This window comes from Shewanella sp. ECSMB14101 (assembly GCF_000773485.1).
Taxonomy (GTDB): domain Bacteria; phylum Pseudomonadota; class Gammaproteobacteria; order Enterobacterales; family Shewanellaceae; genus Shewanella; species Shewanella marisflavi.
Map to the genome: position 1 here is coordinate 112264 of NZ_JSFF01000002.1, position 21148 is coordinate 133411.

Annotated in this window: 14 protein-coding genes and 1 riboswitch; of the genes, 11 read left to right on the forward strand and 3 right to left on the reverse strand. The window is 46.8% G+C overall.

Annotated features, from left to right (window positions below; all coding sequences use genetic code 11):
- Nucleotides 1-5: 5 nt before the first annotated feature.
- Nucleotides 6-1970 (reverse strand): ATP-binding protein, encoded by a 1965-nt coding sequence (locus NY07_RS02935; RefSeq protein WP_033537864.1) that lies wholly within the window; start codon nucleotides 1968-1970, stop codon nucleotides 6-8.
- Nucleotides 1971-2357: 387 nt separating this feature from the next.
- Between NY07_RS02935 and NY07_RS02940 the strand changes: the two genes are divergently transcribed.
- The 3 genes from NY07_RS02940 (at nucleotide 2358) to NY07_RS02955 (ending at nucleotide 6358) form a co-directional block, all read left to right on the forward strand.
- Nucleotides 2358-4148, forward strand: a complete 1791-nt coding sequence (locus NY07_RS02940) for a flavocytochrome c (protein WP_033537865.1) — start codon at nucleotides 2358-2360, stop codon at nucleotides 4146-4148.
- A 783-nt stretch (nucleotides 4149-4931) separates the two neighbouring features.
- Nucleotides 4932-5264, forward strand: a complete 333-nt coding sequence (locus NY07_RS02950; RefSeq protein WP_200884288.1) for a hypothetical protein — start codon at nucleotides 4932-4934, stop codon at nucleotides 5262-5264.
- A 65-nt stretch (nucleotides 5265-5329) separates the two neighbouring features.
- The gene (locus NY07_RS02955; RefSeq protein WP_033537868.1) at nucleotides 5330-6358 is read left to right on the forward strand and encodes a hypothetical protein; all 1029 of its coding nucleotides are present in this window, start codon (nucleotides 5330-5332) and stop codon (nucleotides 6356-6358) included.
- Between the two features lie 84 nt (nucleotides 6359-6442).
- On the opposite strand, the gene NY07_RS02960 is transcribed toward NY07_RS02955, so the two are convergent.
- Complete coding sequence (locus NY07_RS02960) at nucleotides 6443-7432, reverse strand: class 1 fructose-bisphosphatase (RefSeq protein WP_033537869.1); 990 nt, start codon at nucleotides 7430-7432, stop codon at nucleotides 6443-6445.
- Between the two features lie 215 nt (nucleotides 7433-7647).
- Between NY07_RS02960 and NY07_RS02965 the strand changes: the two genes are divergently transcribed.
- The 5 genes from NY07_RS02965 (at nucleotide 7648) to NY07_RS02985 (ending at nucleotide 16247) form a co-directional block, all read left to right on the forward strand.
- Nucleotides 7648-9900, forward strand: a complete 2253-nt coding sequence (locus NY07_RS02965) for a S9 family peptidase (RefSeq protein WP_033537870.1) — start codon at nucleotides 7648-7650, stop codon at nucleotides 9898-9900.
- Between the two features lie 956 nt (nucleotides 9901-10856).
- On the forward strand, nucleotides 10857-12533 hold the full coding sequence (locus NY07_RS02970) for an FAD-dependent oxidoreductase (protein WP_033537871.1): 1677 nt from the start codon (nucleotides 10857-10859) through the stop codon (nucleotides 12531-12533).
- Between the two features lie 65 nt (nucleotides 12534-12598).
- Nucleotides 12599-12958, forward strand: coding sequence for a cytochrome c3 family protein (locus tag NY07_RS02975; protein ID WP_033537872.1), 360 nt, complete (start codon nucleotides 12599-12601; stop codon nucleotides 12956-12958).
- Between the two features lie 67 nt (nucleotides 12959-13025).
- Nucleotides 13026-14252 (forward strand): DcaP family trimeric outer membrane transporter, encoded by a 1227-nt coding sequence (locus tag NY07_RS02980; RefSeq protein ID WP_140946939.1) that lies wholly within the window; start codon nucleotides 13026-13028, stop codon nucleotides 14250-14252.
- Between the two features lie 363 nt (nucleotides 14253-14615).
- Nucleotides 14616-16247 carry a sigma 54-interacting transcriptional regulator gene (locus tag NY07_RS02985; protein WP_033537874.1) on the forward strand — a complete coding sequence of 544 codons (1632 nt, stop codon included), beginning with the start codon at nucleotides 14616-14618 and terminating at the stop codon, nucleotides 16245-16247.
- Between the two features lie 218 nt (nucleotides 16248-16465).
- On the opposite strand, the gene arcA is transcribed toward NY07_RS02985, so the two are convergent.
- Nucleotides 16466-17185 (reverse strand): two-component system response regulator ArcA, encoded by a 720-nt coding sequence (arcA, locus tag NY07_RS02990; RefSeq protein WP_033537875.1) that lies wholly within the window; start codon nucleotides 17183-17185, stop codon nucleotides 16466-16468.
- Between the two features lie 576 nt (nucleotides 17186-17761).
- Between arcA and NY07_RS02995 the strand changes: the two genes are divergently transcribed.
- From NY07_RS02995 to NY07_RS03005, 3 genes are all read left to right on the forward strand, one after another.
- Complete coding sequence (locus tag NY07_RS02995) at nucleotides 17762-18193, forward strand: DUF3293 domain-containing protein (protein ID WP_033537876.1); 432 nt, start codon at nucleotides 17762-17764, stop codon at nucleotides 18191-18193.
- 104 nt (nucleotides 18194-18297) lie between these two features.
- A riboswitch (Lysine riboswitch) is annotated at nucleotides 18298-18474 on the forward strand.
- A 129-nt stretch (nucleotides 18475-18603) separates the two neighbouring features.
- A complete protein-coding gene (lysC, locus tag NY07_RS03000; RefSeq protein WP_033537877.1) occupies nucleotides 18604-19956 on the forward strand; it encodes a lysine-sensitive aspartokinase 3 in 1353 nt (450 codons plus the stop codon).
- Between the two features lie 2 nt (nucleotides 19957-19958).
- Entirely contained in the window at nucleotides 19959-21065 is a 1107-nt protein-coding gene (locus NY07_RS03005; RefSeq protein WP_033537878.1) for a succinylglutamate desuccinylase/aspartoacylase family protein, read from the forward strand.
- Nucleotides 21066-21148: the final 83 nt, after the last annotated feature.

Consider the following 21148-nt stretch of genomic DNA (forward strand, 5'->3'; position numbering starts at 1 on the left):
TATTGCTACTCCTGAACCAAGGCAAAACTAAGTTGAATGCGGGTGCCTTTACCGGGTCTTGATTGTATCTGCATCAGGCCCTCATGCTCTTTGATAATACGGCTGCATACAGATAAGCCTAAGCCACTGCCACCCTCGGTGCGACGTGTGGTAAAAAAGGGCTCTGTGATCCGTTTAAGGGTTTGAGTGTCCATGCCACAACCATTGTCATTGACATTGATGATGGCGCGATCCTTGTCAATTTGTGTACTGATCTTAATATGCCCCTCTCTTGGCGGACAGGCATGACAGGCGTTTTGGATTAGGTTGATCAGCACTTGATGCAACTGTTGGGCATTACCCAATATCATGGGGCTCGGCAGGTGCAGTAATTTGGTGATCTGAAGTGTTTTAGTCTGATTTGCCGTAAGACGCAGGGAGACGTCGACTACCTCATTAAGGCTGACGGGGGCATGGTCCTGTACCAAGTTTGGCAGGGCATAACGCTTGAGATCATTGACGATACGACTGATTCGCTTGGCGGCTTCCTCAATAGTGTCGCAGCCAACAGTCATTTCATCCATAGCCTGAGCTGGCGAGAGTCCGGCGATCTGCCAGAAGGGATTGCGCTGCTGATAATAATCGGCCGCAGGGCCTAAGTCTTTCATCGCCGCGGAAAACATTGAGATGGCATGTAAGATAAGCCCTGTGGGGTTGTTGATCTCATGGGCGATACCGGCGGACAACTCGCCAAGTGAGGCCAAGCGACTGGCTTCTTCGTTCGCCTGACGTAGCTGATGTTGTTCGGTGGATTCTTCGAGCAATATCACCACCTGATCGCTTGCGATAGGGTGGATCTGCAGTTGCCAATATTGCTGCTGATACATCATGTCGGCGATCAGGGATTTTTGTTGAGACAACACCTTCAACACCGCGGGCCTGAGGTCGAATGCCTGCCCATGGATATAATGAAATGCCTCAGAGATCAGCAGGTGCACATTGTTGTCGTTACTCCACAGGCGTTGTAGTTCATCATTGACGATTGTGACGCCATGAGGAATACCGTCGAGTACGGATTGAAACTGTTTGGAGATATTGGAGATCTCTGCCTCGACTCGCCGGCGTTGTATCAGTTCGGCGTCGAGGGCCTTTTTACGTCTGCGCAGGCTGGCACTAATAAAGCCTGTGTAGATCATGCCGGTCGCCGAGACGATAGCCACCAGAATCGCCAGAGAGAACATACGTTTTTCTGTCGATGTAAGATCGACTTTTTCTCGTCCGGTACCAAACCACTTGTTTACCAGACGATCATATTCCCCTGACAGCTTGAGTTGGCGCAGCGCGTCATTGATCTCGTGCATCAATGCCGCTTTTTCGGAGTTACAAACGAAGTTGAAGGCGCCGTAGATAAGGGCGTCACTAGAGCTGCGCACCGAAGGATAGAGGGGGAGCAGGCGCCGGGCTACGAAGCTTTCGGCGATCACCACATCCACTTCGTTTTCGATCAGCAGCTTAAAGCCGGTTTCATAGAGATCCACATCGACGCGGTTAAATTTTTGTGGGTAGCCCGATAGATAAACATCGACAAAGGCGCCCTTTTTGATGGCGACTCGTTTACCCACTAAATCTGTCCAGTTGTTGATCAGCGCCTTGCCCTGCAAGGTATAGGCCCTGGCGTGGGTTGCATAGATGGGATCTGACTGACTCAGTTTCCTGTCTAGGTTGACCGGGCTAACTACGGCAATGACGTCGATATCGCTATCGGGATTGTGTACGTCGCTGACCAGTTGCTGGAAGCTCTTGCGGCGGATGATGATGCGTTTATCGATGATCTGTCCGATCCTGTTCATCAGCTCGACGTTGAACCCCTGGTCGACACCATTATTGCGCCACTCCAGTGGCGCCGTTTTTGAGTGAACACCAAAGACAATGCTCTCCTGAGCGAGCGCAGGAAAGCTGATAAATAGTATAAAGAGAAGTAAGCGTTTCATGGGGAAATGTTACGGCTTTTTAAAGCAATAAACTGTGCTGTATTACGCGAATTAGCGATTTCTGATCTAATGAAAAAGAGGTGTGATCCAGGTCTCGCCACGCTATGCGTTTTGGCATATACCCCTTTGTGATTATGCATACTTGCATAGGCTCTCGTTGGGCATGTGATTGAGGTGTCATTTCTGATATCCATTACCCTTCTCCGTTTGCCGCTTCGTCCTCCCTGATTAATCATTTAATTGAGCGATAGTGAGAGCCTGGGGTAGTCATCAATACCTATGAAGGCTTTCTTCTAAAGTTAAGTGTGAATCACTTTAATCTAAATATAATGTAAGTGCTTCTAAATTGGGCGGTTTTATCCGGTTCATTTAGAAGGGGGAGCAAAGATGAAAAAGATGAAACTTGCGGTTTGCCTAGCGACTTTGATGGGCACAGCCGGATTGATGGGTAATGCGATGGCAGCCGACAACCTGGCTGACTTCCATGCTCAAAACCAAGAGTGCGATAGCTGCCATACAGCCGATGGCGAGCTGTCCAACGACAGCCTAACTTACGAGAACGCTCAATGTGTTTCTTGTCACGGTACCCTTGCTGAAGTGGCTGAAACCACTAAGCATGAGCATTACAACGCCCACGACTCTCACTTCCCTGGCGATGTTGCCTGTACCTCTTGTCACAGCGCACACGAGAAGTCTATGGTTTACTGCGATTCTTGCCATAGCTTCGATTTCAACATGCCTTATGCGAAGAAGTGGGAACGTAATGAACCTTCTATTGCAGAATTGGCAAAAGATAAAGCAGAACGTCAAGCGGCTCTTGCTAGCGCACCTCGCGATACCGTAGACGTTGTTGTAGTGGGTTCTGGTGGCGCTGGCTTCTCTGCCGCGGTATCTGCCCATGATAATGGCGCAAAAGTCATTCTGATCGAGAAAGAGCCTGTTATCGGCGGTAACGCTAAGTTAGCCGCGGGTGGTATGAATGCTGCTTGGACTGATCAGCAGAAAGCTAAAGATATCAAAGATAGCCCTGAGCTAATGTTTAAAGACACCATGAAAGGTGGCCGTAACATTAACGATCCAGCGCTTGTTGAAGTGTTATCTTCTCACTCAAAAGGTTCTGTTGATTGGATGACCAAGATGGGCGCAGACCTCAATGACGTGGGCCGTATGGGTGGCGCATCGGTTAACCGTTCACACCGTCCAACAGGTGGTGCTGGTGTCGGTGCTCATGTTGTACAAGTTCTGTACGATAATGCGCTTGAGCGTAACATCGATATCCGCATGAATACTCGTGGTATCGAAGTGCTAAAAGATGACAGCGGTAAGGTTAAAGGTATCCTGGTTAAGGGTATGTATAAGGGTTACTACTGGGTGAAAGCCGATGCGGTAATTCTGGCAACCGGTGGTTTCGCGAAGAACAATGAGCGTGTTGCTAAGCTAGATCCTAAGCTAAAAGGCTTCATATCTACTAACCAACCTGGTGCAGTGGGTGATGGTCTAGATGTCGCAGAAAACGCTGGCGCAGCGATGAAAGATGTTGAGTATATTCAGGCGCATCCAACACTGTCTGTTAAAGGTGGTGTGATGGTAACTGAAGCGGTACGTGGTAACGGGGCTATCTTAGTTAACCGTGAAGGTAAGCGTTTCGTTAACGAAATTACCACCCGAGACAAAGCTTCTGCGGCTATCCTGGGACAAACCGGTAAGTCTGCTTTCTTGATTTTCGATGATTCAGTTCGTAAGTCGCTGAAGAAGATCGACAAGTATATCGGCCTGGGTGTTGCACCAAGTGCAGATAGCCTAGATAAGCTAGGTAAGATGGAAGGTATCGATGGTAAGGCATTGACCGAAACCGTGGCACGCTACAACAGCTTTGTCACCAGCGGTAAAGATGCTGACTTCGAACGTCCTAACCTACCACGCGCACTAAACGTAGGTAACTACTACGCTATCGAAGTCACACCTGGTGTTCACCACACTATGGGTGGTGTGATGATCGATACTAAAGCTGAGATCATGGATGCTAAGAAGCAAGTTATTCCTGGTCTGTATGGCGCAGGTGAAGTGACAGGTGGTGTTCACGGTGCAAACCGTCTTGGTGGTAACGCTATCTCTGACATCATCACCTTTGGTCGCCTAGCGGGTGAAGAAGCAGCGAAATACTCTAAGAAGAACTAAATCTTCTTAATTAACCTAACTCATAGGTTACTAACATAGTTTAGCAACATCCCAAAAGGTGGCTAGGAAGCCACCGCCAAAGCCACGGTCTCCGCCGTGGCTTTTTTGTATACGGATATGCTTATCCCCGGTGGCCAAGGAAGGCCAGAGAGGGGATTTGTGTCTGGAACACTTATGCCAATGCCCAGGGATGGAAGACTTGGGTGTTTCTCTGACGGTCACTCTTTAAATTGTTTGTGAGAGTAATAGCTGTTAACTTTTTGCGATTACTGAATAAAGTCTAGGTCGGTGACAAAGTTACACATAGTGTATACCTGTTGAGTCGGCAATATTGGTTAACCGCGTTATTTGAATGGTCACTCGAGGGAGGCGCTGTCATTGCGGCGGGTTGAGTCGGCTTCTAGTACCTGTGATAAGCTGTCGAATCGTTTGAAAATGGAGTTTAAAAAACAATGAACATTAACGCAACGCTCTGGGGACAAGTGTATTTTGCCCTGGCCCTTGTGGTGATTTACCTGACAATTAGGTTTGCAAAAGGAAGTGCTAACAATCTTGCGTTAGTTGTGTTTTATTCTTGTCTGTTAAATTTTATCTTTCCGCCTGGTGGATGGCTATATTGCTTCTATTGGTTTAGGCGCAGCGCTTCAGCGCAAATCAATGAATAACAAGTTGAGGCTATAATCGAGTTTAATAAAGCCTACTGTAAGTCTAAGTGTCACTTGTGGTGGCTGTTTGGGTGTTATGCATTAACAAGGAAGTAAGCCAAGGATTATGGACAGAGTGGTGGAAGTGCTCAAGGGTGAAGGGTTTAACGTCAGGCTTAAAAATCGTAAAGCCGTCGTGAAGTTAGATGGCTTGGCTAATCCTGTTATTGTGAGTAAAGATATTGCCGAGGATGAATATAAGCTTGGTACAAACGATTGGGGCATGTCGTTAGCGGCGGTCTTAATCCTTATACTCGGGCTTTATGGATATCAGCACCAGAGTGGCAGCTTAATTAATGTCGTTTTTATTGCCGGAGCCCTGTGGCTGTTTGTCGCCGTGTTGCTTACCGAGCTTAAAATGACAAAGTTGCTTGCCATTGTGGATAAGCTCAATCAAGAAAGGCAAAGATAACAAGTGATTATCGCAATATCACAGTCGTCACTGTGCTAGACACAAATTAATGTCAGGGGGTAAACATGGATGTGACTAAGAAGCAGTTAGATGCTGCGGCGCGGGAAAATATCATTTCAGTTCAGCAGGCTGAAGCCCTTTATCAGTTCTTGGCGGCTCAGCCCAGTGCTAACCCTAAGTTTACCTTTACCCATGTGCTCTACTATTTAGGTGGGCTTATCGCCATCGGCGCGATGACACTTTTCATGAACTTAGGCTGGGAGTCCTTTGGGGGCGCGGGCATTTTATCTATCTCAATGCTGTATGCGGCTATTGGCTTAAAGTTGACTAATAGGTTTTCGGCAAGAGGCCTCACCATTCCTGCTGGCATTTGCGCCACCTTCGTCGTCTGTTTAACGCCTTTAGCGATTTATGGGCTTCAACAATGGTTAGGCGTGTGGCCAGATTCGAATACATATAGAGAATATCACAGAGCCGTAACCTGGCATTGGTTATACATGGAGCTTGGTACATTAGTTGTCGGTGTCATTATTGCGTGGCGGTATAAATATCCTTTTTTAATTATGCCTATTGCAGTCACGCTCTGGTACATGACGATGGATATAACGGTTGTGATCTCGGGTGATGACATAACCTGGGGGCTGAGATCCTTAGTCTCATTGTATTTAGGTCTATTAATGCTTGGTCTCGCTTTCTGGGTCGATATTAGGTCTCACCATAAAGCTGACTACGCCTTTTGGATCTATATTTTTGGGGTTATCGCCTTTTGGGGTGGGTTAACCTCTCAGCACTCTGATAATGAACTGTCTAAGTTTATCTACTTCTGCATTAATCTGTTGATGATTGGCGTTGGCGCGCTGCTCGTTCGTAGAGTGTTTGTGGTTTTTGGCGCCCTGGGCAGTTGCGGATATTTGAGTTATCTGGCCTATGATGTCTTTGAAGATAATTGGCTGTTTCCAATAGCCTTATCCATTATTGGGCTTGGAGTGGTGTATCTTGGTGTGCTTTGGCAAAAGCATGAAAAAGTTATTACGGAAAAATCGAGAGCTCTACTTCCGGCGCCACTAAGGGCATTATTGGAATCCAAGTCGTAAATCGCCTCTTTTGATGTTTTATGCGCTAATAAAAAAGTCGCCAACGGGCGACTTTTTATTGATTAAACAGCTGTGCAATCAAGATTACAGGCTGGGTTCTTCGCTGTAGTCCTGACCGTGGTATTCAAGGCAGGCATCGACTTCGTTAGCCGAACCTAAGATCACCGCGACGCGCTGGTGGATCTCACTTGGCTGAATATCCATGATGGTTTCATAGCCGGTAGAGGCCTTGCCACCGGCTTGCTCAACCAGGAAAGACATAGGGTTCGCCTCATACATCAGGCGCAGTTTGTAGGGCTTCTCTGAGTTCTTGTTGTCGGTCGGGTAGGTAAACAGGCCGCCGCGTGACAATACGCGGTGCACATCGCCCACCATGGCCGCTATCCAGCGCATGTTGAATGACTTCTCACGCGGACCTATTTTGCCCAGTAGCAGGTCGGCGATATAGGTCTGCATCGGCGCTTCCCAGAAACGCTGGTTTGACATATTGATGGCAAACTCGCTTGTGTCCTTGCTAATGGACATGGCTTCGTTGGTTAGCAGGTATTCGTTGGTTTCTGGGTTTAGGGTAAATAGCTGTACCCCTTGGCCTGTGGTGAGGGCCAGCATGGTGGATGGTCCGTAGAGCACATAGCCTGCAGCAACTTGCTGGCGACCTGGCTGTAAGAAGCTCTGCTCGCTGAGTTCACCCTGAGGTGCTGGCAGTACCGAGAAGATAGTGCCGACCAGTGAGTTGATGTCGATGTTTGATGAGCCATCGAGAGGGTCGAAACAGACCAGGAAGTCGCCACTTTCACCCACTTCAACGATATGATCTTCCTCTTCTGAGGCCAGACCGCGAACCGAATTGTCGGCCTTTAGCGCGTCTTTAAGCATCTCGTTAGTGATCACGTCGAGCTTCTTCTGGGTCTCGCCCTGAACGTTTTCCTGCTCGGTGGCACCGAGTACGCCGGCGAGGGCGCCATGACGCACCGCGTCACTGATCGCTTTAGAGGTATCGGCCAGTGTGGTCAATAGCTGGGCTAGCGGGGCTTGGATCCCTTGAGTAGTAAGGTGTTGTGCCAGAGTTTGCATGTTATTTCCTATGACATTTGGAGCTAGGCTCACCATGGAGGTCAGATCGTATTTATAAATGCTAGTTATGCGGGCGATTCTACCCCAGTTGAATCATTTTTTCAGCGGCAATTTAGCCTGCCAAGATCGCGGTTTTTGTTTTATGTCACTTTAGGGCACAATGCTAGCCTGCGATTTGTTGGCTTTTAAACCTGTTTTATATCCAGGACATAATAATGACTAAAAAATGGATAAGTTCAGCCTTATTGGCGGTGCCTATGTTTTTATCTCAAACGGTAAGTGCGTCACAACCTCAACTTCCTCAGCCGGTCGGTGGTATGGAACCTTTAACCATAGAAAGACTCTATGCTTCGCCTGCGCTCGCGGGCAGTAGCCCCAGAGGGCTTAAGCTGTCGCCTGATGGTAAGCGGGTGACCTATCTGGCGGGACGCAAGGAAGATCAACACTTCTACGATCTCTGGCAGATGGAGGTGGCTACGGGCAAGCAGAGCATCTTGCTTGACGCTGATAAGCTGAAAAGCGCTGAGTTGTCAGATGAAGAGAAGGCGCGACGTGAGCGTCAGCGTATCTATGGTCAGGGGATCATGGAATATTTCTGGGCAGACGATAGTCAGGCGCTCCTGATCCCGGCATCGGGCGCCCTCTATTACTATTCGTTGAGCGACAACAAGGTCACGCCGTTGCCTGTGGGCGAGGGCTTTACCACAGATGCTAAGCTGTCGCCTAAGGGGCATTATGTCTCTTTCGTTCGGGATCAAAATCTCTATGTATTTGACCTGCGCAGCCAAAAGCTGACCGCCCTGACCACAGATGGCGGCGGTGCGATTAAGAACGGTATGGCCGAGTTTGTCGCCCAGGAAGAGATGGACAGGATGACGGGCTACTGGTGGGCGCCGGATGAGTCGGCCATCGCCTTTACCCGCATCGATGAGTCGGGCGTTGAGCTGGTGACTCGCAATGAGATCTATGCCGATGGCATCAAGTTGACCGAGCAGCGATACCCCTATGCGGGTAAGAATAATGTCGTCATCGACTTAGGTGTAGTTACGCTGGCCGATAAGCAGGTGCGCTGGGTCGACTTGGGTGAAGAGAAGGATATCTATTTGCCGAGAGTGAAGTGGTTACCAGATAGTCTGCAGCTCTCTTTTCAGTGGCAGAGCCGAGATCAGAAGACCTTAGATCTGCGCATTATAGATCTGCGCAGCCAAGATGCACCCATGACCATGATCCGTGAGGAGAGCGATGCCTGGGTGAACTTAAACAATGATCTGCATTTCCTTAAAAAATCGCCACAGATGCTATGGGCGTCAGAGCGTGATGGCTTTAATCACCTCTACTTGTTTGATCTGCAAGGGCGACTGCTGAAGCGGTTGACCAAAGGCGATTGGGCTGTGGATGAGTTAGTGCATGTGGATGAGCAAGCCGGCTGGGTCTACTTTACCGGTCGTAAGGCCAGCGTGGTTGAAAAGCATCTGTTTCGCGTGCCATTAAAAGGTGGCGCGATTGAGCAGCTGAGTCAGCGTAGTGGTATGCATGCGCCGGTGTTTGCCGACAAGGAGTCTATCTATCTCGACTATTTCAACAGCCTGGCGCAGCCGCCGCAGATCAGTTTGCATGACGAGCAGGGCAAACATCTGGCTTGGGTAGAGCAGAACAAGGTGGATAAAGCCCATCCCCTCTATCCATTCTTTGGTCAGTGGCAGCTACCCGAGTTTGGTCAGATAAAGGCTGAAGATGGTCAGGCGTTGCAGTACCGACTGTTTAAACCGACGCAGTTTGACGCCACTAAGCAATATCCTGTAGTGGTGCGCGTCTACGGTGGTCCCCACGCTCAGCTGGTGGTCAATAGCTGGAGTGAGCACGACTATTTCACTCAGTACTTACTGCAACAGGGTTTTATCGTGTTCCAGCTCGATAATCGTGGCTCTGCCCATCGTGGTACCAAGTTCGAGCAGGTGATCTATAAACACCTGGGCGAAGCCGAGGTGAACGACCAAAAAGCGGGTGTCGATTATCTGCGCAGCCTTAGCTATGTGGATGGCAAGAATATTGCCATCTATGGTCACAGCTACGGCGGTTATATGGCCTTGATGAGCCTGTTTAAGGCCCCTGATTACTTCAAGGCTGCCATCTCGGGCGCGCCAGTAACCGACTGGTCGCTGTATGATACTCACTACACCGAGCGCTATCTGTCACACCCAGAGACGAATGCCGAAGGCTATGAGGCCAGTAGCGTATTGCCGTATGTGAAAGGCTATCAGTCAGGGCTACTCATGTATCACGGCATGGCCGATGATAATGTGTTGTTTGAAAACAGCACCCGCGTCTATAAGGCGTTGCAGGACGAGGGTAAGCTGTTCCAGATGATAGATTACCCCGGCTCTAAGCACTCGATGCGCGGCGAGAAGGTGCGTACCCACCTGTATCGCTCACTGGCTGACTTTCTCGAGAGGCAGCTGAAGCACTAGGCTATCGCTCTTAAGCCTTAGCCCAAAATAAAAGCCCTGTAGCTTGATAGAAGCGGCAGGGCTTTTTTGTGAGTCGTGTAGGCATAATGAAAAGCGAATTGTCTTTACGGTAGGGTTAACTCTTTATTGTTTCTCATTGCTGGGATTAAGTCGATTTACTCATGCCCTATTCTTAGGTATCAACTTAGCTCTGAGTAGTATGGTCTGCTAACCCATTCATCACCTATCATTTTGATTGAAAATTATTTGTTGCTGGCGAGCCATGCGAAGTGAAATGCACCCTGTTATGGTATTGAGACACAGGGTGGCACTTTTATTTTGCAAGCTAATGACACTGTCTGACCTCATCTGTATCGCAATTGAATAATCACTTTTCGCAAAATTAAAGGGTGTTGTATGCTATTTCTATTAAATAGTGTTTTATCGATTAAGAGGAGGTTAGTTGTTCAACTTTTTTAGATGCATTTATTATATGTTTAATTGTTTTTTTTGGAGTATATGGGTTTTGTTCTCAATAATGCATTTAGTGTGATGTTTGTTGTTTTTTCGTTAATTCTAATTGGCGTGATTCTAATTTGATCTATTTCACTTTTTGATTTTCTCCTCCCTACTAATTAAATGAAAATCCATTTCTCATTATTAAATGGTGCTCGTGTTTTGTATTTTGATAAATCAAATTAAATCAGCAGCTTGTAGTCTATCACTTCTTTGGCACAGCTTCTGCAATTAAAAAGATTAAATGAGCCCTATGCTCGTTTGTTTGGATTTTATATATCCGTTTGCAGGGGTTGGTTATTCATCTCTATGTTGTGAAGAGTCGTTATATAAAAGTGGCTGACATTTAAGTTTCACTCAATTTTATGCTTAGCCAGTGTATAAAAAGGATTGCATAAAATTAATGGCTCGAAATGATGATTAGCTGGCCTCTATTATCATAGTTAATAGGAGTATCAGTAATGAAGAAAGAAAGTGATAATGAAAAAATCGCTTTAGATCCGTATACAGAAAATACTTTGAGAAATGGTATTTCACGACGTACTTTCCTGACTCGTGCGGCCGTAGGTACCGGCGCCATTGCGGTTTCTGGGTTAACTGGCCCAATGGCAACAGCCGCAACGCCTTCTAGCCAAGAATTTGCTCACAGTATCGATGGCGAGGCGACGCTGAATTTTCTACCTAAGCCAAAAGCTATTGCTGATAAGGATATTGCTTCTACACAAACTTTTGATGTCGTTGTCGTTGGTGCTGGTGCATCAGGTGTGCCTGCTGCACTGTCGGCTGCTGAGAATGGCGCTAAAGTTGCTGTGTTACAAAAGCAGTCGATTGTCGTCTCACAGGGTAACTTTGGTTCAGGTATTGATTTAAAAACTACCCCTAAAGCCTCTGTTGAAGCCATGGTTTCTCGTTTGATGAAAGATAGTGCTCATCGTTGTCATCCTGGTCTTTTGAGAAGCTGGGCTTACAACTCAGGAGAAGCGATATCTTGGGTTATCGACCGGGCTAAGAAAGGGGGAGCTAAAGTCGTAGACCTAGGCACTAAACCACAGCATGGTGTTCATGGGGTTAGCGAATACCCACTTAACTTTGTGTCTTCAGTCTTCGGTCCTAAGCCATACACTGTTGGTGATGGTATGCGCGCGCTCGCAAAGGTTGCTGAAAAAGCTGGAGTTAAGTTCTTTTTCAACATGCCCGCACAACAGCTAATCCAAGATAAATCAGGCAAAGTGATCGGTGTGATCGCTCAATCTCGTGATGGTCAGTATCACAAGTATATGGCTAAAAAAGGCGTGATTTTGTCGACTGGTGATTACCAGAATAATAAAGCGATGAGCAATTATTTCATCCCCGATTTGAAAAACTTTGAGCGCAAGCAACAAGACCGTACCGGTGACGGTTTCGCGATGGCGTATTGGGCTGGTGGTGTGATTGAACCTGCCGGCCACACTAAGATGCTTCATGATTTTGATGCTGGTCCTGCTTCAATGTGCGATATGCCATTTTTAGCTGTGAATCGCAAAGGTGAGCGTTTTGTCAATGAGACTGTTGAGATGTCTCTAATGAATAACTACCTGCGTGATGAACAAAATGCGGGGCATTACTCTCAAGTATTCGACTCAAATTACATGACGCAAGCAGCTGACTGGCCGGGACGTTTATATTCTCCTGAAGAAATGAAAGCCTATATGCCAGAAGATCCTGCGCCAAAGACTGGTGTCTATCCATCCCTCATAAATACCTACGTAGCAGATACCCTGGAAGAGCTTGCAGTAAAACTGGAATGCGATCCAAAGACATTCGTAGCTAACGTCAAACGATATAACGAGCTGTGTAAAAAAGGTCAGGATGATGATTTCGGTAAACCCTCATCAAAAATGGTGCCAGTGCTAAAAGCGCCTTTCTATGGCATCCATCGTCGCATGCGGGTGTCGGCTGTTTGTTCAGGAATGTTGGTTAACGACAATTACCAAGCACTGGATGCGGACGCTAAACCCATTGGCGGTTTATACGTTGTTGGCAATCTTGGTGGCGGTTTCTATGGTGGCGTTGATTACCCGCTAACTGTATTCGGACTGTCTTTAGGTCGTTGTTACACGGCTGGGTACTTGACTGGTAAGTACGTTGCCAAGTTGTAGGGCTAGAAAGGGTTAGATAAGCACTAAAGCCATTCCTATCATAAATAGAATTATGGGATAAGAAGATGAAATTTTTGAAAATACACCAACTCTTGCTTACCGTTGCGATGATCCTTTGTGTCAACGGAGTCGCTTCCGCGGAGACTATCGAACTCGGTAAGCTCCATGCCAATGCAGGGCTTAACTGCTCAGATTGTCATGGCGATGCCAAGAAAAAACAGCCAGCTCCTATGTTTGCTTGTTTACAGTGTCACGACACGCAAGAGCTTGCAGCAACAACAAAAGATGTACAGCCCACCAATCCTCATAAAAATCGTCATAACGGTACCGAAACTAATTGTAACAAGTGTCACCACCAACATAAGCCTTCTGAGAATGCCTGTATTGGTTGTCACCAACGTTTTGAGTTCAAAAAACTGCCTTAGTGGTTTTATACCTAATTGATTATAAGGCCAAATCTCATGATTGGATTTGGCTTAACAAAGGATGAAAATGATGAAAATGATAAATACTCGCAAAGCACTGTTACCACTAATAATAGGTTTGTCTTTATCTCCACTGGCTCACTCGGTTGATTTTAAGGTGGCTGACACCGACCTAACAGTGGGTGGTTATATCAAGGGCATGGCAACTTTCGATTCTAACGGTACTGTTACCGCACCATATAACGGTCACCTTTACAGTGTCTATGCGACGCCGATTGACGGCACTGCCAACGCGGATACTACCCATTTCAATATGACGGCTAGAGAGAGTCGTGTTTATTTGAAGAGTAAAACAGAGACAGATATAGGAACGATCTCTTCTTATTTAGAAGGTGACTTCTTTGCGGATATCGACTCTGATGGTCCAACTTGGTCAAACAGCCATGGTTTTAGAATCCGTCACGCCTATATTAATATCGATAGAGAGAACAGCTCTATACTCGTTGGTCAGACGTGGACCGCCTTCATGGACTTCGCCAGCTCATTGCCTTCCTTGGACTTTTCTTCAGATCCGGGGAATTCGTTTGTACGTCAAGCACAAGTGCGCTATCAGTACAATCTAAGCCCTGGCCAATACTTGATGGCCAGCTTAGAGAATCCCGCTTATGGTATGGCTAATATCGGTGGCACGCCGATTCGATACGTTAACTTGGACACCAACGGTGACGGTGTACACGATGCGAGAAGTGAAGAGAAACTACCAGATCTAATTGTTAAATATTTTCTTGCAAAGGGGCCTGTAACAATCAGTCCTCGAGTGGTGATTCGTCAGTTTGACTTGGATGGTCAAAGCAGCACTGGTTACGGTTTTGCTGTGGGCGCGAGTGTAAAATTTGGGCAGGGCCATAAGGCTGTCCTTAATTATACCTATGGGGATGGTATTGGCCGTTACGCCGGGCTAGGCTTTAATGCGGGAGCTGGCATAGACAGTAACGGGGATATTGAAACCTTAGGCTATCAAAGCCTGACTGGTGGCTTGATGTTTTCTTTAACCCCAAGTATACGCTGGCAGGTTGGAGCGGGTTACTCTGAGCAGGACGAAGATAGTTTTGACTCTGGGACTTTGACCGTAATGGCCAATAAGAAGGCTTTTTCTTGGCATACGAATCTGTACTGGGATATCACCAAAGACTTGCAGTTTGCCGTGGGAACCCGCTTCGGTGATGTTGAAAATATGGGAAGTGCTGAGGGAGATATGGTACGAACTCAGACTTACTTGCGTTACAAATTTTAAATGTATTGATATCTGATTCAATTGGCTTTTATTCTGCCATCAAGTTTTTGGATAACGAGTAAAATAATCAGATGTTTCTTAAAATAAAGGGCACCTCGGTGCCCTTTATTATTTTTTACCCAGTCTCATTTATGCTGAAACAGCACTCATCATCAAATAAATCTAGTGAATCCTAGGCTGTTAAGTCCGGTAGCACCTTTAGCTAGAGTTTAAATGTGTGATCTAGAGCATATTTAGCTTTGTCTAGCGACAGAGCATTCACTATGCCACTACATACTTATTAATAATGAAATTAGTTGAAGGTAGTCACGTAGGTTGTTTGTCTGCTGGTTTATAATATTTTCTTTTCGCGATTGGATTCTTATGAAAACTTTGGAATTAGATTTAAGAGAACTATTGTCTTTTAAACCCAGAGGTGGGGCAATGAGTTTCCTTGGCCATAGACTTTATATGACAGATATTTTTTCTCATGGTTTACATAAGATGGAGCTATGCGAAAAACTTGGGCAAGAAATGACACAGTCCCTTGTTGTGCGCTCAGGTTATATAAGAGGTTGGCTGTTAGCAGAGCAGATAAAACGCCAGATGCCGGATGTTTGGAAAGAAGCGCGTAAGGGCGAACTTGGACCTTTGCTGTTTTCCATGTGTGGCTTTGGAGAAATTCTTAGCCGCCAGCGACGCGACGGAATTAAAGCTAAACCTCTAATTGAAACCCACGCGATAAGTCTATATGAAGCAGAGCAGCATTTGCAGTTACGGGGTTTAAGTAAAGCGCCTGTGTGCTGGGAGCATATAGGTTTTGCCAGTGGTTACGTATCAAATATCGAGAATCGTACCGTTTACTTTATTGAGGACGAATGTAAAGCCAAAGGTGATAGCTGTTGCCATATTAGCGGTAATTACTTAGAAGAGTGGGGGGAAGAGATTAAGCCCTACTTGCCTATATATGATGGTATCTGTAATGAGAGTGTCGCAGCGCAGCTTGGCAATTTGCAATGTTGGGGTGATGCTTTGCCGCAAAACATGCAAGATCGAATTAACTCCTCTATGCAGTATCGCTCGATGGCCGATGGCTATCCTGTGTCCAAGAGCTATGAGATGTGCAGACTATTGGAGCTGGCAACCAATGTGGCGAAAGTGCCGACATCCGTGCTTGTTACTGGTGAGAGTGGTGTTGGTAAAGAAAAGTTGGTGCAATTTATTCATCGTCAGTCACCGAGAGCAGATAAACCATTGGTCGCTATTAACTGCGGAGCCCTGAATGAAACCTTGCTAGAAAATGAATTATTCGGCCATGTACGCGGTGCCTTTACGGGGGCGGAAACGACCAAGAAAGGCTTGATTGAGGCATCTGATGGGGGCACTTTATTTTTAGATGAAGTGGCAGAGCTATCACCTGCATTACAGGTGAAACTCTTAAGAGTCCTGCAGGAAAAAGAGATACGAAAACTCGGTGATACGGAGACTATTAGTGTCGATGTGCGCATAATCTCGGCGACTAATTGTTGTCTTGAAGACGCGGTTGACAAAGGAGAGTTTCGTCAAGATCTCTATTATCGTTTGAAAGTCATTGAGCTGGTTGTTCCACCACTGCGGGAACGCTCAGAAGATATTTTACCTTTGAGCCGTTTCTTTTTGGCGAAGTTTAATCAAGAGCTTGGAAGAGAGCATACTGGATTTAATTATAAGACAGCAGATTTACTGTTGAATTACTCTTGGCCGGGTAATGTGCGAGAGTTGGTGAATACTATCGAGCGGGCGGTGGTTCTGAGTCCTGGGCCGCAGATTATGCCAGAAGATCTACCGGATGAAATACGTGATGGTCTGTGCATGCCTTCAGTATCGGAAGACATTAGAGCGTTACATAAGGTGGAAGAGGACTATATTCTAGCGGTGTTAAAAAAACTTGATAACAATAAGACTCAGGCCGCAGAGAAGTTAGGGATGAGCCTGGCAACGCTATATCGAAAGCTGAAAGAATATGGTGCAATGTAGGCGTCTTTAACAGCTGCAGTGGCATAAGTGTTCCAGACACAACCCCCCTCTTAGCCCATCCATGGGCTTCGGGGATAACTCTCTATAAACAGAAAATCCATATACAAATACCAAAGCTATCCATCCATGGGTTTTGGCATAAGTGTTCCAGACACAAAAAAGCCAGTCGTAAGACTGGCTTTTTAAACTAAATCACATTTGCGCTAGCTGGATGTGATTTATGCTTCTTCTAAGTTACCGCAGAAACGATAGCCTTCACCGTGGATGGTGGCGATGATTTCTGGCGTATCTGGCAAGCTTTCAAAGTGCTTACGGATACGACGGATAGTTACATCGACAGTACGGTCGTGTGGCTTAAGCTCACGGCCAGTCATCTTCATCAACAGGTCAGCACGGGTTAGGATCTTACCTGGGTTCTCAACGAAGTGCAGCATGGCGCGGAATTCACTACGCGGCAGCTTGTATGACTCACCCTGTGGGCTTACCAGTGAACGGCTGTTGATCTCTAGGCTCCAACCGTTAAAACGGTAGAATTCTACGGCACTTTTCTCTTCGGCTTCGCCGCCAGTGCTGTTGACGCGAGTCAGCAGGTTGCGTGCACGGATAGTCAGTTCGCGTGGGTTAAATGGCTTAGTGATATAGTCATCAGCACCAATTTCCAGACCCAAAATCTTATCAACTTCGTTGTCACGACCGGTCAGGAAGATTAGACCGATGTTATTGATTTCACGAAGCTCACGCGCAAGCAGTAGACCATTCTTACCTGGAAGGTTGATATCCATCACGACAAGGTTGATCTTGTTTTCCTGCATGGCTTTATGCATCTCTGCGCCATCATTGGCTTCAGTTACCACATATCCTTCAGCCTCGAAAATACTTCTTAGCGTGTTCCGGGTAACGGCTTCATCTTCAACGATCAGAATGTGCGGGTTTTGCATATTTATTTACCTAATTTTTGTTTAAAACTGTTCTAACCATGAGCGCTAGTTGGTGTTGCTGCGCCCTGTCTGTCTTCGCGACAATTACTGAACTCACGTAGGTGCTTTCATCTAACTATATTGAAACAGCAACACACTTCATGATTAGTAAAGCAACGTATCTCTTTCAAAAGAAACGCGAACTGTATTCACTTCGATTAATAGTAGTCGGCATTAGTTCCGCTAACTATTTAATATTTTCAAGTTTAAATGCTAAATCAGCCTAAGCTCACATTTTATACAGGAAATCGACTAACTTTTGATGACCTTGTCGTCGACAAGATGTAACAAAAAGTATTTCATCGTGAGATGAGTGGAAGTGAATCAACGAACTTATTGTACTCGTTTTAGTCATTTGTTAACAAATGAAATGTTAACAAAATTACCTGGAGATATGATGTAAGTCACATCTATTTTTTTAACTCTTTGATTTTAAAGTTATTAATAAAATTTAATAAAGTGACCTACATCACGCTACTAGGAAGCTGGGTGAATTTTGCTATAATCGACTGAATCTAATTTAGGAATATTTTAGTGATGAGCACAGGCAACGAACACTTTTGGCAATGTTATCAGCAAACGCAATTCCTACTTACTCAACCTTTCTCTTCTTCATTATCTTTTGCAATCATCACCGCTTATAACCCCAAAGGCAAAAACCTCTCCCCCTCGCAAAATCGTCTTCTAGATAAACAGTTACAACGCCACATTTTACGTCTGCAATATCCATATCGTGCTTTGATCGGTGCATCGACCGACAGAGGCCATATGGAGAAGAGTTGGGCGGTGTCATTAGATAAGGCCGATGCGGTGGAGCTAGGTAAGGTGTTTAACCAAAATGCCATCTACTTTGTCGATAATGATGAGCTGTATTTAGTGCCTTGTCTGGTGGATTATGAGGAGTTGGGTTTAGGCAAGTTTTCCTCTCGGGTCTGCTTAGTCAACGAACTGCCTGAAATCAGCAATTAGCACCTGCAGCTATTATGAATAGCTTTCATTGTGGCGTGAGAAAATAACGTTGACTTTTTATTCCGTTATTTGATAGTTTTCAAGCATCCTAACCTTAAGGTTAGCGATACAGAAGAGGAGCGTTAACTAGGTAGTAAGCTTGAGGAGTCCAAACTCCGATGATGGTTTATGAGGGAGATTAGCGCCGAGATAGAGAGATGTTTGGTTTCATCTGTTTATCGGTCGACTGGGCTGAATCCCATCGATTGTCACCTGTTAATTGGTGGAGAGCTTCTGGTGGCAATCGCTGTTTCCCGTCTTGGGGTGCGTCATCTTTGCACCAGGCTCTTCGAACGAAGTAAGTTCGGAGCGTATTCAATGTTATTTATCTCTTTTCTGTCACTATCAGCTACTTGGGTTGAGGTGCGCTAATGTCTATTGTTGTTGCAAAATTTGGTGGAACTTCCGTTGCCGATTATGAGGCGATGAACCGCTGTGCCGATATTGTATTGGCCAATCCTGAAACCCGTGTGGTGGTGGTCAGCGCCTCGAGCGGCGTAACCAATCTTTTGGTGGAGTTGACGCAGGAGCGCCTCGACGATGAACGTCGCCAGCAACTGCTAAAGTCGATTGCCTCGATTCAATATAAGATCCTAGATGAACTAGGCCAGCCCCATGAAGTGGCTGCCCGCCTAGACGCTATCCTTAGCAGAATTGCGACCTTAAGTGAGACGCTTGCGCAAAGCCGTGATAAGGCAGTCATAGATGAATTGCTAGCTCAGGGCGAGCAATGTTCATCTGTACTGTTTGCTGCTGTGCTAAGAGAGAAAGGTGAGCGAGCCAGTGCCTTTGATGTGCGTCAGGTAATGCGCACCGATAGCCACTTTGGCCGCGCCGAGCCTCAAATCGAGGTGTTGCAAAGCCTCTGTAGCCAACATCTACTCCCCCTGCTCGCTGAGCAGCGTATCGTGACTCAAGGCTTTATTGGCGCCGATGAGCATGGCGCGACAACAACGCTAGGCCGCGGCGGTAGTGACTATTCTGCCGCATTACTGGCTGAGGCACTGGATGCCTCGGCGGTGGAGATCTGGACAGATGTGCCAGGTATCTTTACTACCGATCCTCGTCTGGCGCCAAATGCGCGTCCTATTCCTGAGATCAGTTTTAATGAAGCGGCTGAGATGGCGACCTTTGGCGCCAAGGTGTTGCACCCAGCAACCATATTACCGGCCGTCAGACATAAGATTCAGGTATTTGTGGGTTCCAGTAAGGCGCCTGAGCTGGGTGGCACCTGGATTCGCCATCAAGTTAGTGAAGAGCCCATCTACCGTGCGGTAGCGGTGCGCCGCGATCAGACTTTGCTTAATCTGCACAGCCTGCAGATGCTCCATGCTCAAGGTTTCCTGGCTGAAACCTTTGCCACTCTGGCAAGACATAAGATCAGTGTTGATTTGATCACCACTTCAGAGGTGAACGTATCGCTGACCTTAGATAAGACAGGCTCAGATTCGGCGGGTAATAGTTTGCTGAACGAGGCTTTGTTACAGGAGCTGTCGCAACACTGCCGTGTACGCGTGGAAGAGGGCTTAGCCTTAGTCGCGATTGTCGGCAATAAGATTGCGACCACCTCCGGCGTGTGCCGCCGTGTGTTTGAGGTGTTAGAGCCTCATAACGTGCGGATGATCTGTCAGGGAGCCAGCCCGCATAACCTGTGTGTGTTGGTGGCCGAGTCAGAGGCGGCTCAGGTAGTGAGCGCCTTACATAAGAATCTATTCGAAGGATAAAGATGAAACCGAGCCGTTCCATGCTTAAGATTGGCGAGCTAGCCACTGGTCAAGATCTTGAGCTTACTCTGTTTGAGTTTTCCCCCGAGAAGGTCAGCGGGCCTAGCGTCTATATTCAGGCCAATGTTCATGGCGCAGAGGTGCAGGGCAATGCCGTCATTTATCAGTTGATGCAGGCGCTTGAGCAGGTTGAGCTGAGGGGCAAGGTGACCCTAGTCCCTCTGGCGAACCCATTAGGGATCAATCAAAAGAGTGGCGAGTTTACACTGGGCAGGTTCGATCCCATTACCGGGGTTAACTGGAACCGAGAGTATCTCGATCATAAGCTGGATATTGCCAGCTGGTATCAGGAGCATAGTCATCTTGGGGACGTAGAGCTTATTGCCCACTATAGGGTCCTGCTGGTAGAACGATGCCACACTCGATTACATGAGCCTTGGGGGATCACTACTGGCCATAGGCTGGCGGTGAGTTTGCAGCAGATGGGGCATGAAGCGGATATAGTGCTGGATCTGCATACTGGTCCTAAGTCTTGCAAGCACCTCTATTGCCCTGAGTATGACAAAGATGCTGCCAAGGTTTTCTCTATTCCCTATACCTTGCTGATCCCCAATGAGTTTGGCGGGGCGATGGATGAGTCTATCTTCTGCCCCTGGTGGCAACTGAGCGAGTATTTATCCAGTCAGGGGCGTGAGCTTGAGGTGCCTGTATCGGCCTTTACCTTAGAGCTTGGGAGTCAGGAAAATATCGATCTGGCCGACGCCTTGGTTGATGTCGAAGGGATCTTGGCCTACCTCAGTCAACGAGGCGTGATTGGTGAGCGTATTGTGCCTGCGGATATGCCTAGGTATGCCTGTTACTTGAAAGATTACAAGAAGTACCATGCGCCACTGGGGGGTTTGGTGGAGTATAAGGCCAAGGTGGGGCAACCGCTTAATGCCGGCGAGCCACTCGCTAACATTTTACGTGTCGACAGGTATGGAGAAAAAGAGGCCATAGTGCCTTTAAGGTTGCCGGTAGATTGCGTGCCTGTGCTGCACTTTGCGTCGGCTTCAGTGTACCAAGGCACAGAGCTTTATAAGGTGATGACTAAAGTGTTTGCGCTTTAGTTTTATTGCTAGACCTGATTAGTATGTCGATATGCAAAAAATAAAAAAGGGAGCCAAGCGGCTCCCTTTTTCTGTTTAAGCTA